This window comes from Massilia sp. CCM 8734 (assembly GCF_011682155.1).
Classification (GTDB): Bacteria; Pseudomonadota; Gammaproteobacteria; order Burkholderiales; family Burkholderiaceae_D; genus Telluria_A; species Telluria_A rubra.
The window spans coordinates 75994-88832 of sequence record NZ_WHJI01000012.1 but is presented as its reverse complement, the minus strand read 5'-3'; the positions used below and the strand labels follow the sequence as shown (position 1 = coordinate 88832).

Here is a 12839-nt window from a genome sequence, read left to right as displayed (position 1 = left end):
CCTCACTCGCAGTAGAAATTTGAACGCTAAGCTCAGGATCGACATTGCGGGTCGATCAGTTGCGTACCGGTTTACCGGTCTGCATCATGCCCATGATCCGTTCCTGGGATTTCGGATGGTTCAGCAGTTCGAGGAAGGCCTTGCGCTCCATGTCGAGGAACCACTGCTCGCTCAACTGGCTGCCCTGGTCGATATCGCCGCCGGACACGATCTCGGCGATCATGTCGCCGAGCTTGTAGTCGTGCGCGGAGATGAAACCGCCGTCGCGCATGTTGACCAGTTGCGCACGGATGGTCGCCCAGCCATAGCGGCCGGTCGCGGTGATCGTCTTCTTCATCGGAGGACGGTAGCCGGCGTCGAACATGGCGCGCGCTTCCACCTTGGCCACGTGCAGCAGCTCATATGGATTGAAGACGATGATGTCGTCTTCTTTCAGGTAGCCCATCGCCTTCGCTTCCAGCGCCGATTTCGACACGTTGGCCGTTGCCGCGTTGGTGAAGCCGGTTTTCAGGAAATGCAGGACGTCCGAACCCTTGGCTTCGCTGGAAGCGCGTGCAGCCGCTTCTTTCAGGCCGCCGCCGGCTGGAATCAGGCCCACGCCGACTTCAACGAGGCCGATGTACGACTCGATCGAGGCGACGCGCTTGGACGCGTGCAGCGCCATTTCGCAGCCGCCGCCCAGTGCCAGGCCCGCCACCGCGGCGACCACCGGAATGCTCGAATATTTCATCGCCATGAAGGTATCTTGCAGCAGCGCGATACCCGGCTCCATGGCCTTGGCGCCGCCTTGCATGAACAGCGGCAGTGCGGCTTGCAGGTCGGCGCCGGCCGAGAAGGCGCCGCCTTCGGCTGCGTCGGCATTCCAGATGACCAGGCCCTTGAAGTTTTTCTCAGCTTCGGCTTGCGCCATTTTCAGGCCGTTGATCACGCCTTCGCCGATGACGTGCATCTTGGTCTTGAGCGAGATGATCAGCACGTCGTCGTTCTGGTGCCAGATGCGCACCGAGTCGTCTTCGTGGAAGGTCACGCCGGCGGTCTTGCCGTCGACAGCGCCGGCGCCCAGCACCGGTGCGCGGAACGGCTGGCGCTCGTACACGGCCAAGGTGGAACGCGGCACGTATGCGTTTTTCGACGCGGAGAACGAACCTTCAGGCGTGTGTACGCCTTTCTCGGCGACCTGGCCTTCAAACACCCATGCCGGCAGCGGCGCCGAGCACAGTGCGTTGCCGGCGTCGATGTCTTCCTTGACCCAGTTGGCGATCTGGGTCCAGCCCGATGCCTGCCAGGTTTCGAAAGGACCGACGTTCCAGCCGAAGCCCCAGCGCATCGCGAAGTCGACGTCGCGCGCGTTGTCGGCGATCGAGCCCAGATGGACGGCGATGTAGTGGAAGGCGTCGCGGAAGATCGCCCACAGGAACTGGCCTTGCGGGTTGGTCGATTCGCGCAGCGCTTTCATCTTCTTGACCGGATCCTTTTCTTTCAGGATGCGGGCGACGATGTCGGCAGCCTTGCCGCCGCCGGCGACGTAGTCACCGGTGGCAAAATCGAGGCGCTGGATCTCCTTGCCGACCTTTTTGTAGAAACCGGCGCCGGCTTTCTGGCCGAGCGCACCGGCGGCGACCAGCTTGGCCAGCACGTCCGGGGTTTTGTAGACGGCGAAGAAGGGATCGTCGGCCAGGTTGTCCTGCATGGTCTTGATCACATGGCCCATCGTGTCCAGCCCGACCACGTCGGCGGTACGGAAGGTGCCCGACTTGGCGCGACCGAGCTTGGCGCCGGTCAGGTCGTCGACCACGTCCACGGTCAGGCCGAATTTTTCGGCTTCGTGGATGATCGCCAGCATGCCGAAGATACCGACGCGGTTGGCGATGAAGTTAGGGGTGTCCTTGGCGCGCACGACGCCCTTGCCCAGGGTGGTGGTCAGGAAGCCTTCGAGCTGGTCGACGATTTCGGGCTTGGTGGACTCGGTCGGGATGATTTCGACCAGGTGCATGTAGCGCGGCGGGTTGAAGAAGTGAACGCCGCAGAAGCGCGCTTTGAGTTCGGCGTCGAAACCGTCGGCCAGGGTGGTGATCGACAGGCCCGAGGTGTTCGACGCGAAGATCGCGTTCGGCGCGATGTGCGGAGCGACCTTTTTATACAGGTCGTGTTTCCAGTCCATGCGCTCGGCGATGGCTTCGATAATCAGGTCGCAGCCGGCCAGCAGCTCGAGGTTGTCTTCGTAGTTGGCGATTTCGATCAGCGCGGCGTCATCCTTGTTGCCGAGTGGCGCAGGGCTGAGTTTTTTCAGGTTGTCGATGGCGCGCTGGACGATGCCGTTCTTGTTGCCGTCTTTGGCAGGCAGGTCGAACAGGACGACCGGTACTTTGGCGTTGACGCAGTGGGCGGCAATTTGCGCACCCATCACGCCGGCGCCGAGCACGGCGACTTTTTTAACGATGAAATTGGTCATGGCTTTCCTTTGTTTTTCCAGATTACTGATTGCGTATCCCGTCACGCCGCGCCACCTGACCGTCGCCCCCGCGAAGGCGGGGGTCCAAGTTCGTCGATACGCTGCGAACTTGGGTTCCCGCCTGCGCGGGAACGACGGTGCGGGTACCGCTGGCCGCAGGGAGCATTGAGCGTATTAGAACAAGTCGGCGTCGAGCGCCATCAGGTTGGCCGAGCCGGAACGCGCCTGGCGGATCAGCATGGCCGTTTCAGGCTGCAGGCGCGCGAAGTAGAAGCGCGCCGTGGCCAGCTTGGCTTTGTAGAAGTTGTCGCCCGAGTCTTCCTTGGCCAGCGCGATCTTCGCCATCTGCGCGAAGAAATAGCTGTAGATCAGGTGACCGACAACGCGCAGGTAAGGAACCGCCGCCGCGCCCACTTCATCGGGATTCTGGAATGCCTTCATGCCGATTTCCATGGTCAGCTTGGTGACCTTGTCGCCCAGGTCGCCCAGCGGCGTGATGAACTCCGACAGTGCTTCATCGGTGCCGTTTTCTTCAACGAAGTTCTTGATCTTCTCGCCGAACTTGCGCAGCTTGGCGCCGTTGTCCATCAGGACTTTGCGGCCCAGCAGGTCGAGCGACTGGATCGTGTTGGTGCCTTCGTAAATCAGGTTGATGCGCGCGTCGCGCACGTACTGCTCCATGCCCCACTCGGAAATGTAACCGTGGCCGCCGTAGACCTGCATCGCTTCCGACGTGGCGATCCAGCCGTTGTCGGTAATGAAGGCCTTGATGACTGGCGTGAGCAGCGCGACTTCGTCGGCGGCATCCTTGCGCACTTGTTCGTCAGGGTGATGCAGTTCGCGGTCGATCTGCAGCGCGGCGTAGGACGTGAATGCGCGCGCGCCTTCGGCGTAGGCCTTGGCGGTGAGCAGCATGCGGCGCACGTCGGCGTGCACGATGATCGGGTCGGCTTGTTTGTCAGGTGCCTTGACGCCCGACAGGCTGCGCATCTGGATGCGGTCTTTGGCATACACCAGCGCGTTCTGGTACGCCACTTCGGTCAGGCCGAGCGACTGCATGCCCACGCCCAGGCGGGCCGCGTTCATGAACACGAACATGGCGTTGAGGCCCTTGTTCGGCTGGCCGATGATCCAGCCTTTGGCACCGTCCAGGTTCATCTGGCAGGTCGAGTTACCGTGGATGCCCATTTTTTCTTCGATCGCGCCGCAGAAAATCGGATTGCGCTCGCCCAGGGTGCCGTCCGCGTTCGGCAGGAACTTCGGCACCAGGAACAGCGAGATGCCTTTCGAGCCTTCCGGTGCGTCCGGCACGCGGGCCAGCACCAGGTGCAGGATGTTTTCGGCGACGTCATGTTCGCCGGCCGAGATGAAAATCTTCGAACCGGTGATCAGCCACGAACCGTCGTCCTGCGGCAGCGCTTTCGAGCGCAGCATGCCCAGGTCGGTGCCGCAGTGCGATTCGGTCAGGCACATGGTGCCAGTCCATTCGCCCGAGACCAGTTTCGGCAGGTAGGTTTTTTTCTGTTCGTCGGTGCCGTGCTCCAGCAGGCACTCGTAGGCGCCGTGCGACAGGCCAGGGTACATCGACCAGGCCTGGTTGGAGGAGTTGAGCATTTCGTAGAACGAGTTGTTCAGCACGACCGGCAGGCCCTGGCCGCCGTATTCCGGGTCGCACGCGAGCGCTGCCCAGCCACCGTCGACGTACTGCTTGTAGGCTTCCTTGAAGCCTTTTGGCGTGGTCACCGACTTGGTCGCCGCATCATAGTGGCAGCCTTCGCGATCGCCCGAGTGGTTCAGCGGGAACAGCACGTCCTGCGTGAACTTGGCACCCTCTTCCAGCACCTGGTTGATGATGTCGGCGTCGACATCTTCGAATTTCGGCAACTGCTTCAATTCGTCGGATATATTGAGGAACTCGTGCAGCACGAACTGCATATCCCGAATTGGCGCGACGTATTGACCCATGATTTTCTCCTGACGAACGTATGGTTGATGACCAGGCCAGCGACTGCTGGACCCGGCAAGGTGATGACTCGGTACTTGATTCGATTACTGCGATTTGATTCGCTTATTGCGCTTGATTCTTGGACGGATTCTGGTAATTCATGATCAGGCGCTCGAAGCCGCTGCGCGCGCGATCGACGCTGCCCGGACGACGCAGGAATCGCGCATCGTGGTGCAGCGCCAGGATCAGGCCGTACATCTCGTAGACCATCTGCTTGGCGTCGGTATCGGGCTTGAGGTCGCCGCATTCGATGGTCTGCTCCACGCATCTTAGCAGTGCTCCCTGCCACGCACGCACCATCGACACCAGTTCTTCGCGAATCGGGCCGGGACGGTCGTCGTATTCGACGGCGCCGCTGATATAGATGCAGCCGGAGGCGATCTCGACGCTGACGCGCTTGATCCAGCGGGCATTCATGGCCTTGAGGCGCGAAATGCCGCGCGGCTCCTTGACGCTCGGAAAAAACACTTCCTGCTCGAAACGGTGGTGGTAGAGCTTGAGCACTTCCATCTGCAAGTCTTCACGCGAACCGAAGTGCGCGAACACGCCAGACTTGCTCATGTTCATTTTGTCCGCGAGCAAACCGATCGTCAGCCCTTCGAGACCATCGCGGCTGGCGAGGTCGAGAGCGACGTCCAGAATGGCGGCCCGCGTGAGTTCGCCCTTGCGCATGAATTTGACTGAAGTGTTAATAGATGGTCCCGTTGGTAGTTAAAAATGCGACCCGTTGAATATAAATCCGAACGCTCGTACTATTATCCACTACAAAGCAAATGTCAAACGGGAACTTAGAGGTGGGGGTCTATTGCTGCGGCGCAGCAATAGATGCGATTTTGAACGATTATTGCCGCTACTGCGCTTATGTTGGGCGCATACCGTCATTTTCGCTGCCTCAAGTCATTGCCGCAGTCTCCCCGTCATGCCCGCAAGCCCTGGCTCGTCGTTCCCGCGCAGGCGGGAATCCAAGTTCGTGCCGTAGTTACAGGCGGCTTAGGGAAATTGGATTCCCGCCTGCGCGGGAATGACGGGGGAGGTTGCGGGGATGACGGGGGAGGTTGCGGGGATGACGGGGGCTGCGGAATGACGGCGGTTGCGCAATCACGGCGGTTGCGGCGGCCGTTCAGCGCGGCCGCAGCTGTTCAGCGGCGGCGCTGCGTTAGCAGTACGGCAATGGTGCCGCCGACCTGCCGCGTTCGTCAGGTCGAAAAACCACGCCGAACGCCCTACTCCCCCGCCTTGCTGATCGCACGCCGGTCGCGCTTGGTCGGCCGGCCCTTGATGGTCGTCCCCGGCTCGCGGTACAGCTTGCGCGCCTCGGCATCGTTCTCGCGCTTGCTCACGCTTTCCTCGGTTTCTTCATACAAGGTGCGCGCCACCGGCGCCCCACCCCGCACGTCCGAAATGCCCATCACCCGCACTTCCCACGTGTCGGCGCCGTTGTCGATGAAAAGCTTGTCCTCCAGCTTGACCGTGCGCGCCGGCTTGATGCGCTCGCCGTCGAGGCGCACCTTGCCCGTATCGACCGCATCCGTCGCCAGCGAGCGCGTCTTGAAAAAGCGCGCCGCCCATAACCATTTGTCTATTCGTACATTGTCCATCAGGCATATCCTATAGCGAAAATCCGCATCGCCATTTTATAGAAGAAATACGCCACCTCGTAGCCGCTGCGCCGTACCCATTATTCGTACATTGTCCATCAGGCATATCCTATAGCGAAAATCCGCATCGCCATTTTATAGAAGAAATACGCCACCTCGTAGCCGCTGCGCCGTACCCATCCCACGTGTTCAAAATCTTCCTGGCAAATCATGACGCCCTCCGCAATCCCGCGCCGGATGTGCTCGCGCATCGTCCGCGCGAATGCGTGGTCTTTGACCACCACATTGGCTTCCTGGTTCAAAAACAGGGACAAGCCATCGCAATTGCTCGACCCGACCGTCGACCAGTCGTCGTCGACCACCGCCACCTTGGCGTGCAGCTGGGTCTTGCGGTATTCGTATACTTCGACCCCGCTGTCGAGCAGCTTCGGATAGAACGAGCGCGCCACCATGTCCTGCAGCTTGATTTCGCCCACGCCGATCAGCAGCTTGACCTCGACGCCGCGCTCGGCCGCGATGGCCAGGGCCTTGCGAAATTTGTGTCCGGGGGCGAAGTAGGGATTGACCAGCAGAACGCTTTTCTTGGCGTGGCCGATGGCGTGCAGGTAAGCGCGCTGGATGGTGTGGCGGTTGCGCAGGCTGTCGCGCACCACGAAGGCGGCCTGCATCGGCTTGTCGCCTTCCTGCGCCTGGTCCTTGCGCATTTCGCGGAACAGGCCGATCCGCTTCATCAACCCCAGATGGCCCACGCGCGCCCATTGGGCCTGCATTTCGTGGTGGATGGCCGCCACCAGCGAGCCGCGCACCTGCACCGCAAAGTCCCAGCGCGGCGCCGGCAGGCGCTTGCCCGGATCGTAATCGCAGTACCAGTCGTCGTTGACGTTAATGCCGCCGACAAAGGCCACCGCGCGGTCGACCACGACAATCTTGCGGTGGGTGCGGGTCACGCCGCGCTTGAACCAGGCATTAAAGGCGCGAAAACGCACGTTGGCGGCCGCAAAGGCCATGCCCAGGCGGGTCGATTGCGCATGCCCGGTGCCCCACCAGTCGGTGACCACGCGCACCTTCACGCCGCGCTCGCCAGCGCGGCACAGGGCGTCGGCCACCGAACGGCCGGTGGCGTCGTCGGCGAAGATGTAGGTTTCGAAGTAAATGTCGTACTGCGCCGCATCAATTGCCGCAATCAAGGCCGGGAAGAACTCCAGTCCGGTTTCAAGCAGGGTGATATCGTTGTGGGCGGTGTAATGGACCGAGCGCATAGTGCTTCAGGTTGGTTGCAAAGCCTCAGGCCAGCTTGAGGTTGGCCACGATCGGGGCGTGATCGGATAATTTCGCCCATAAGGTACCATGCAAGACCTCGGCCGCGTCCACCTTGAAGCCGCGCACATAGATGCGGTCGAGGCGGAAAAACGGCAACGCGGCGGGAAAGGTGCGCGCCGGCGTGACCGGCTTTTCGCGCCCCGAAAAGCTGCGCACCAGGTCGCCAAGGCGGGAACGCGCACCCAGTTCGTCGAACACTTCGACCACGCCCAGCTCACTGCGCAGCTTGTCGCTGAGGTTGTTGCGCCAGTCGTTGAAGTCGCCCGCGATGATGACCGGCTCGCCATTCGGCGCCGATGCCTTCACGCAATCGATCAGCGCCTGCGTCTGCCGTCCGCGCCCCGATTCGAACAGGCCCAGGTGGACGACGTAGCAGTGCACCTGGCATTGGGGCGTATCGAGGATGCAGTGCAGGATGCCGCGCTGTTCATAGGCATGGTCCGACACGTCATGGTTATGCGTGCCGCCGATGGGATACGCCGACAGCAAGGCGTTGCCGTGGTGACCGTGATCGTAGACGGCGTTCATGCCGTAGGCCGAATGATGCGAGTCGCCCGCGAAATATTCGTGCTGGGCACGCTCGGGCCAATGGCGGTGTCCCCGGCTCTCGTCGCCAAACTTGGCCGAGTTGCGGTCGTGCTTGCCCTGGACTTCCTGCAGGAACACGACGTCCGCATCGAATTGGGCAATGGCCTTTTTCAGGGCCAGCACGCGTGGTGTGCTCCGGATGGAGGACACGCCTTTGTGGATATTATAGGTAGCGACACGAATCTTCATGGGAACATTCTAACCCCTTCGGTGAATGTTTTTCAGAAGAAACTCTATCGTGCGCACGCGCTGCGCGCTCACAGCGGATGGACGGCGGCGAATTGGCTCAGATAATCGAGCAAGGCGCGCACCCGCGCCGGCAGGTAGCGCTGCTGCGACCAGGCCGCATAAATGTGACGCCGCTCGGTGCTGCAGCCGGGCAGGACCACCACCAGCGCGCCGGAGGCCACGTGCTGGCGGCCCATGGTGCCGGGGCACAGCATGATGCCCAAGCCGTCGAGCGCCATCGACAGCGCCAGGTCCATCTGGTTGGCCTGGAAGCGCGGCGCGCCCTGCACCACGACCTCCTGGCTGTCGGCCGGATCGCGCAGTTTCCAGCGTGTGAGCGGACGGCCGACGATGCGCGCATGCGCCTCCAGCTCGCCTGGCGTGCGCGGCACGCCGGCCGCTTCCAGGTAGGCCGGCGAGGCAACCAGCATCAGGTCGGTGCTGGCCAGGAGCTTCTGGTTCAGGCTGGAATCTTGCTGCTCGCCCACGCGGATCGCCAGGTCGGCGCCGCTGCCGACCACGTCGACGAGCTCGTTCGACATCTCCACCTCCAGCGTCACCTCGGGATAGGACCGCAGGAAGCCCGACCACGCCTGCCGGAAGTAGCCCTGCGCCAGATGCACGGGAGCCAGCACGCGAATATTGCCGGAAATGGCGCCCAGGGTGGCATCGAGGCGCTGGGTGGCCTGGCGCAGCGCATGGATCAGCGGGCGGCACTGTTCGTAGTATTGCGCACCTTCGGCCGTGAGCTGCATGCGGCGTGCACTGCGGTTGAGCAATTTGTAGCCGAGCGCGCGCTCCAGCGCCTGCAATCGCCGCGTCACCGTAGCGGCTGGCAGTTGCATGCTGCCGGCCGCCGTCGCCAGGCTGCCGGCCTCGACGATGGCGACGAACAGGGACAGGTCATCGAGCATCATGATGTCGTTTTTGGGAATTAGAGATTGATGTTGTCGGCCTAGTATAGCTATTCGCAATTGATTACGCTGATCGGCTTCTGGAACTTCAAGGCGAACAACATGTCTAACCAATTCAAGACACGGCTGCTGTTCAGCGTCGTGATGTCGGCACTGATGTCGTTTCTCATGACAGGATGGGTAACGTGGCTCAATCTCGGGTTCGGTCCGGACTATCCAGCGCGCTGGATGCGGGCATTCCTGGCCGCATGGCCGGCTGCGTTCACGATCGTGATGCTGTGCGGACCCACGGTGCAGCGCTTCTGCCAGCGTTTCATCGATCACAAACCGGCTTGATCGAACTTTCACTGATTAAGATGTTAATCTTCGCGCAATATTTCACATGGAAAGTCAGCGATGAACCATTTTAAAACGTGCATGCTGGTACTGCTGGCATTTACCGCGCAAGCAACGGCGCAAGACGTTCTATTGGCAGGAAAGGCGCAGCGCGTGGTCTTGCTGGCTTATGGTACGGAGGAATGCCCCGATCCCTGCGTCGCGCGCGCGCCGCAGGATGGAAGGCAATGGATTTGCATCAACAACGGCGGTGGCTGCGAGCGCATGGACGTCGAGGTGAAACAGGTTTTCCTGGGCGAGGCCGGCGGCACACGCAGGGTGTTCAAGAAAGGCATTGGGGAATGGGGGCCGAGTTTCACCGACTGGCGTGGTGAAGTCGTTGTCAGCCAGGAAGGCGACCGGATTTCATGGTCGCCCGCGCACATGCGGGGTGGCAAAATCTACATCGAGTCAAAGAAACTGCGCAGCATCCGCAACGTGAAGACAAGCGATCTGGGGCCGGACCCCGATGACCTGGTCGCGCTCGATGCAGTGCTCGACCGGGTAAGCCAGGCGGACGCCCGACAACAGCGCCGCAGTATCGGCAAGGAATAAGGGCAGCGCGGCCAGCGCCACCCGATCTATTTGCGCAGCACCCGTGCCAGCACGCTTTGCTCCAGCGCGGCGAACGCGGCCGTGCCACGTCGGCCCGAACGCGGCAAGTCCACGTGCAGGTCCAGGCTGATGCGCCCGTCCTCGACCAGCAGCACGCGGTCGGCCAGGGCCAGCGCTTCCTGCACATCGTGCGTGACCAGCACGGCGGTGAAGCCGCGCGCCAGCCACAGCGATTCGATCAAGTGTTGCATCTCGATGCGGGTCAAGGCGTCGAGCGCGCCCAGCGGTTCGTCGAGCAGCAACAATTGCGGCTCGTGCACCAGCGCGCGCGCCAGCGCCACGCGCTGACGCTGGCCGCCGGACAATTCCGTCGGCCAGTCGCCAGAGCGCGCCGCCAGTCCGACCGTGTCCAGCGCGGCGGCGGCGCGTTCGCGCGGACCCGGCAAACCCAGCGCCACGTTCTCCAGCACGCTCTTCCACGGCAACAGGCGCGCTTCCTGGAACATGATGCGCACGTCCGGATCGCGGCGCCCATCGCCGATGCGGATCTGGCCGGCGTCCAGGGTTTCGAGCTGCGCGATGGTGCGCAGCAAGGTGCTCTTGCCGCAACCGCTGCGTCCGATCACGGCGACGAACTCGCCGGGCGCCAGATCCAGGTCGATTCCGCCCAGCACTTCACGTCCGGCGTAGCTTTTCGTCACACCGCGCAGCGACACAGCCACGCCATGCTGACCCAGCGCGGCGGCCGCGCCGACCGTGCTTTCCTCGATCCGATTGATTTGCATGCTCTATCCCGATGCCTATTCCGATGGTGATCAGCGGTACGCCGGATTCCAGCGCAAGAAGTGCTTTTCCAAGCCGCGCGACAACAGATCGGCGGCCTTGCCCAGCAGGGCGTACAGCAAAATGCCAACCAGCACGACGTCGGTTTGCAGGAATTCGCGCGCATTCATGGTCATGTAGCCGATACCGGCTTGGGCCGAAATGGTTTCCGCCACGATCAGCAGCACCCACACCAGCCCCAGCGAAAAGCGCGCACCCACCAGGATCGACGGCAGCGCCGCCGGCAAGATCACATCGCGGTACAGCGGCCAGCCCGACAAACCATAACTGCGCGCCATCTCGATCAGGCCCTGGTCGGCCGAGCGAATGCCGTGAAAGGTATTCAGATACACCGGAAAAAACACGCCGATGGCCAGCAGGAACAGCTTGGCTGTCTCGTCGATGCCGAACCACAGGATGACCAGCGGAATCAAGGCCAGCGCCGGAATGTTGCGGATCATTTGCAGGGTGGTATCGAGCAAGGTCTCAGCCCGCTTGACGCTGCCGTTCAACAAGCCCAGCAGCAGACCCAGCCCGGCGCCGATGGCAAACCCGCTCACCGCGCGCCACAGGCTGGTACGCAGGTGCTGCCACAGCTCGCCCGACACGGCCAGGGTCCAGAACGCCTTGGCCACGGCCCACGGCTCCGGCAGGATGCGGCTCGACAGCCAGCCGGCCTGCGCCGCCACCTGCCAGGCCAGGATCAGCGCCACCGGCAGCGCCCACGGCGCCAGTGCCGATGGCCGCTGCCGGCCGCGCAAGGCCAAGGCCGATGCCAAGGCCGAGGCCAAGGCCAAGGCCGCGTCAGCGCCGGCCATGGTCAGGCCGCCTTCTTCGGCAAGATATCGCTGGCCATCATCTCGCCGAACGGCCCCGTGATCGACTGTTCGCCCGCTTGTTTTCCCTTGCCCAGCAGCGGGAACACCAGTTCGGCGAAGCGGTACGATTCTTCCAGGTGCGGATAGCCGGACAAGATGAAGGTCTCGATCCCCAGGTCCGCATATTCGCGCATGCGCGCGGCCACCGTTTCGGCGTCGCCCACCAGCGCGGTGCCGGCGCCGCCGCGCACGAGGCCCACGCCGGCCCACAGATTGGGCGACACCTCCAGCTTGTCGCGCCGGCCGCCGTGCAGGGCCGTCATGCGGCGCTGGCCGACCGAATCCATCTTCGCGAACGCCGCCTGCGCCTTGGCGATGACGTCGTCATCGAGATGGCTGATTAATTCGTCGGCCGCGCGCCACGCCGCCTCGTTCGTTTCGCGCACGATCACATGCAGGCGAATCCCGAAGCGCAAGGTGCGTCCATGTTTGGCGGCGCGCGCACGAATATCGGCCAGCTTCTCGGCCACGGCCGCCGGCGGCTCGCCCCAAGTCAGGTACACGTCCATCTGCTCGGCCGCCAGTTCGTGCGCCGGTTCGGACGAACCGCCGAAATACAGCGGCGGATATGGCTTCTGCACCGGCGGGTACAGGGTTTTTGCGCCCTTGACCTGCAAATGCTTGCCCTCGAAATCGTAACCGGCCGCGCCGCCCTCGCCCGCCATGGTGGCGCGCCAGATGCGGAAAAATTCATCCGAAATTTCGTACCGTTTGCTGTGGTCCGCAAACAGGCCGTCCGCTTCCAGTTCGCCCTGGTCGCCCCCGGTCACCACATTGATCAACAGGCGCCCGTTCGACAGGCGGTCGAAGGTCGAGGCCATGCGCACTGCGAGCCCCGGCGTCGACAGGCCGGGACGGATCGCCACCAGGAACTTGAGCTTCTGCGTGACGGCCATCAGCGACGAGGCCACCACCCAGGCGTCCTCGCAGGAACGCCCGGTTGGCAGAAGGACGCCGTCGTAGCCGAGGGTATCGGCTGCAACGGCGACCTGGCGCAGATAGTCGGCATCGACACTGCGCGCACCCTTGCTGGTACCAAGATAGCGGCTATCGCCATGGGTGGGGATAAACCAGAACACATTCAACGACATGGTATTACTCCTG

Annotated in this window: 12 protein-coding genes; 2 read left to right on the top strand and 10 right to left on the bottom strand. The window is 62.6% G+C overall.

Features of this window, described 5'->3' with window-relative positions:
- Positions 1-55 precede the first annotated feature (55 nt).
- The 7 genes from F2P46_RS13430 to F2P46_RS13400 all read right to left on the bottom strand — a co-directional run bounded on the left by F2P46_RS13430 (position 56) and on the right by F2P46_RS13400 (position 9108).
- Complete coding sequence (locus F2P46_RS13430; RefSeq protein WP_166890144.1) at positions 56-2452, bottom strand: 3-hydroxyacyl-CoA dehydrogenase/enoyl-CoA hydratase family protein; 2397 nt, start codon at positions 2450-2452, stop codon at positions 56-58.
- A 174-nt stretch (positions 2453-2626) separates the two neighbouring features.
- A complete protein-coding gene (locus F2P46_RS13425; RefSeq protein ID WP_166890142.1) occupies positions 2627-4417 on the bottom strand; it encodes an acyl-CoA dehydrogenase C-terminal domain-containing protein in 1791 nt (596 codons plus the stop codon).
- 103 nt (positions 4418-4520) lie between these two features.
- Positions 4521-5129 (bottom strand): TetR/AcrR family transcriptional regulator, encoded by a 609-nt coding sequence (locus tag F2P46_RS13420; protein ID WP_166890140.1) that lies wholly within the window; start codon positions 5127-5129, stop codon positions 4521-4523.
- Between the two features lie 551 nt (positions 5130-5680).
- A complete protein-coding gene (locus tag F2P46_RS13415; RefSeq protein WP_166890138.1) occupies positions 5681-6055 on the bottom strand; it encodes an RNA-binding S4 domain-containing protein in 375 nt (124 codons plus the stop codon).
- A gap of 98 nt (positions 6056-6153) precedes the next feature.
- A complete protein-coding gene (gene clsB / locus F2P46_RS13410; RefSeq protein WP_166890136.1) occupies positions 6154-7314 on the bottom strand; it encodes a cardiolipin synthase ClsB in 1161 nt (386 codons plus the stop codon).
- A gap of 25 nt (positions 7315-7339) precedes the next feature.
- Positions 7340-8152 carry an endonuclease/exonuclease/phosphatase family protein gene (locus F2P46_RS13405; protein ID WP_166890134.1) on the bottom strand — a complete coding sequence of 271 codons (813 nt, stop codon included), beginning with the start codon at positions 8150-8152 and terminating at the stop codon, positions 7340-7342.
- Positions 8153-8220: 68 nt separating this feature from the next.
- Positions 8221-9108: a LysR family transcriptional regulator gene (locus F2P46_RS13400; protein WP_229509260.1), complete on the bottom strand. Its 888-nt coding sequence runs from the start codon at positions 9106-9108 to the stop codon at positions 8221-8223.
- Positions 9109-9165: 57 nt separating this feature from the next.
- Between F2P46_RS13400 and F2P46_RS13395 the strand changes: the two genes are divergently transcribed.
- Together F2P46_RS13395 and F2P46_RS13390 are read left to right on the top strand one after the other, a co-directional pair.
- Positions 9166-9441 (top strand): DUF2798 domain-containing protein, encoded by a 276-nt coding sequence (locus tag F2P46_RS13395; protein ID WP_229509259.1) that lies wholly within the window; start codon positions 9166-9168, stop codon positions 9439-9441.
- Between the two features lie 60 nt (positions 9442-9501).
- Positions 9502-10035, top strand: coding sequence for a hypothetical protein (locus F2P46_RS13390; protein WP_166890132.1), 534 nt, complete (start codon positions 9502-9504; stop codon positions 10033-10035).
- Positions 10036-10061: 26 nt separating this feature from the next.
- Here the strand turns inward: F2P46_RS13390 and F2P46_RS13385 are convergent, their stop codons facing one another.
- From F2P46_RS13385 to ssuD, 3 genes are read right to left on the bottom strand one after another with little or no spacing between them, the layout of a single operon-like run.
- Positions 10062-10820 (bottom strand): ATP-binding cassette domain-containing protein, encoded by a 759-nt coding sequence (locus F2P46_RS13385; RefSeq protein WP_166890129.1) that lies wholly within the window; start codon positions 10818-10820, stop codon positions 10062-10064.
- Positions 10821-10850: 30 nt separating this feature from the next.
- Positions 10851-11675 carry an aliphatic sulfonate ABC transporter permease SsuC gene (gene ssuC / locus F2P46_RS13380; RefSeq protein ID WP_229509258.1) on the bottom strand — a complete coding sequence of 275 codons (825 nt, stop codon included), beginning with the start codon at positions 11673-11675 and terminating at the stop codon, positions 10851-10853.
- A 2-nt stretch (positions 11676-11677) separates the two neighbouring features.
- A complete protein-coding gene (ssuD, locus tag F2P46_RS13375; RefSeq protein WP_166890126.1) occupies positions 11678-12826 on the bottom strand; it encodes an FMNH2-dependent alkanesulfonate monooxygenase in 1149 nt (382 codons plus the stop codon).
- Positions 12827-12839 lie beyond the last annotated feature (13 nt).

Coding starts and splice junctions, on each gene's coding strand:
- F2P46_RS13430 (WP_166890144.1), bottom strand. CDS start 2,452: ATGACCAATTTCATCGTTAAAAAAGTCGCCGTGCTCGGCGCCGGCGTG.
- F2P46_RS13425 (WP_166890142.1), bottom strand. CDS start 4,417: ATGGGTCAATACGTCGCGCCAATTCGGGATATGCAGTTCGTGCTGCAC.
- F2P46_RS13420 (WP_166890140.1), bottom strand. CDS start 5,129: ATGCGCAAGGGCGAACTCACGCGGGCCGCCATTCTGGACGTCGCTCTC.
- F2P46_RS13415 (WP_166890138.1), bottom strand. CDS start 6,055: ATGGACAATGTACGAATAGACAAATGGTTATGGGCGGCGCGCTTTTTC.
- clsB (WP_166890136.1), bottom strand. CDS start 7,314: ATGCGCTCGGTCCATTACACCGCCCACAACGATATCACCCTGCTTGAA.
- F2P46_RS13405 (WP_166890134.1), bottom strand. CDS start 8,152: ATGAAGATTCGTGTCGCTACCTATAATATCCACAAAGGCGTGTCCTCC.
- F2P46_RS13400 (WP_229509260.1), bottom strand. CDS start 9,108: ATGATGCTCGATGACCTGTCCCTGTTCGTCGCCATCGTCGAGGCCGGC.
- F2P46_RS13390 (WP_166890132.1), top strand. CDS start 9,502: ATGAACCATTTTAAAACGTGCATGCTGGTACTGCTGGCATTTACCGCG.
- F2P46_RS13385 (WP_166890129.1), bottom strand. CDS start 10,820: ATGCAAATCAATCGGATCGAGGAAAGCACGGTCGGCGCGGCCGCCGCG.
- ssuC (WP_229509258.1), bottom strand. CDS start 11,675: ATGGCCGGCGCTGACGCGGCCTTGGCCTTGGCCTCGGCCTTGGCATCG.
- ssuD (WP_166890126.1), bottom strand. CDS start 12,826: ATGTCGTTGAATGTGTTCTGGTTTATCCCCACCCATGGCGATAGCCGC.